This window comes from Nakamurella sp. UYEF19 (genome assembly GCF_040546275.1).
Lineage (GTDB): Bacteria > Actinomycetota > Actinomycetes > Mycobacteriales > Nakamurellaceae > Nakamurella.
Genome location: NZ_JBEPNO010000066.1, coordinates 1 through 1690, shown reverse-complemented (window position 1 = coordinate 1690; position 1690 = coordinate 1). Strand labels below are relative to the sequence as shown.

Sequence of the window (1690 nt, the reverse complement as noted above, 5' to 3'; positions counted from 1 at the left end):
TAGCCTCGCGCTTTCATGCGGGTGCTGAGGTCGGCGTTTCGAAGTAGGCGAAAGGTGCTCTCACCTGCGATAATGATGGCCTCTAAGGTCAACATTCTCAGCAAACAGGAGCACCTTTCTGATGTCGCAGCCTACCGGTTTCTACCCGCCGTTGACAGTGGACACGACCGCGAAGCGGGTGGTGTCGAACGCCGGTGCGGTGCTGCTGGTCGCCGCCGCCGGGAAGATCGGTTTGGACCGGGAACTGTCAACCGCCCTGGCGCCGTGGCGCAAGCAGTGGGCGATGCTGGATCCGGGGAAGATTCTGCTGGACTTGGCGATCAGCGTCGCTGTCGGCGGGGACTGCCTGGCCGACATTGCGGCGCTGCGCAGCGAACCCGCGGTGTTCGGCCGGGTCGCCTCCGACCCGACGGTGTCCCGGTTGATCAACTCGCTGGCCTCCACCCCGCAGGCAGCGTTGGCGGCGATCCATCAAGCCAGAAGTGTTGTCCGTAATCGGGTGTGGAAAATGGCCGGGAAGGATGCACCCGACTACCAGATCAGCGCCGAGCGTCCGTTGGTGATCGACCTGGACGCCACGTTGATCACCTCCCACTCAGAAAAGGAACTCGCGTCGCCGACCTACAAGCGCGGCTTCGGCTTCCATCCGCTCGGGTCGTGGGTGGATCACGGCCCCGATGGCACCGGTGAGCCGCTGTCGATGATGCTCCGCGAAGGTAGGGCCGGGTCCAACACCGCCGCAGATCACATCGCAGTGACCAAGGATGCGTTGCGGCAGTTGCCGTTCGGTTGCCGCGGCGGCCGGGTCGGGCGGAAGGTGTTGATCCGCGCAGACGGGGGCGGCGGCACCCACGGGTTCCTGTCCTGGCTGCATGCGCAGGGGTTGTCGTACTCGGTGGGGTTCGGGTTGTCACAGGACATCGTGGACAAGATCAACCAGATCCCCGAAGCTGGTTGGACACCGGCCTACGACGCCGACGGGAAGGTTCGCGACGGGGCGTGGGTCACCGAACTCACCGGCATGCTCGACCTGGGCACCTGGCCGGCAGGGATGCGGGTCATCGTCCGCGCTGAACGGCCGCACCCCGGCGCCCAGTTGCGGTTCACCGACGTCGATGGGAACCGGCTCACCGCGTTTGTCACCAACACCGTCCGCGGGCAACTGGCGGATCTGGAGCTGCGGCACCGGCACCGGGCCCGTTGCGAGGACCGGATCCGCAATGCGAAGGACACCGGGCTGCGGAACCTGCCGCTCACCGCGTTCGCGCAAAACCAGATCTGGGTCGCTATCGTGCAGTTGGCGACCGAGCTGACCGCCTGGTTGCAGATGCTCGCCTTGACCGGCGCCGGAGCCCGCCGGTGGGAGCCGAAACGGCTGCGGTTGCTGCTGTTCTCAGTCGCCGGGACCATCGCCCGCCGATCCCGCCGCACCTACCTACGACTATCCGGACACGCAACGCACGGGCACCTGTTCACCACCGGCCTGACCCGACTGCACGCCATCCCACAGCCAACTTGACCCAAGCCACGCCACCCCGACCAGCACCAAGAAAACCCACCGGAACGTGGAATCCGGCACCGCCCAGGTGACCACCGGGCGCTTTGACGAACCCGCGTTGGGGCTCAACCCCGCGACACCACCAGATCTATCGCGCAGAGGGAAGGGCCAGCATCTCAAGAAAGATCGAGG

Annotated in this window: 1 protein-coding gene; it reads left to right on the top strand. The window is 65.9% G+C overall.

Annotated elements, in window-relative coordinates; genetic code table 11:
- Nucleotides 1–121: 121 nt before the first annotated feature.
- Nucleotides 122–1519 (top strand): IS1380 family transposase, encoded by a 1398-nt coding sequence (locus tag ABIB25_RS29120; protein ID WP_354532005.1) that lies wholly within the window; start codon nucleotides 122–124, stop codon nucleotides 1517–1519.
- Nucleotides 1520–1690 lie beyond the last annotated feature (171 nt).

Excerpts from the sequence above, each read along its gene's own strand:
- ABIB25_RS29120 (WP_354532005.1), top strand. The coding sequence starts at position 122 with ATGTCGCAGCCTACCGGTTTCTACCCGCCGTTGACAGTGGACACGACC.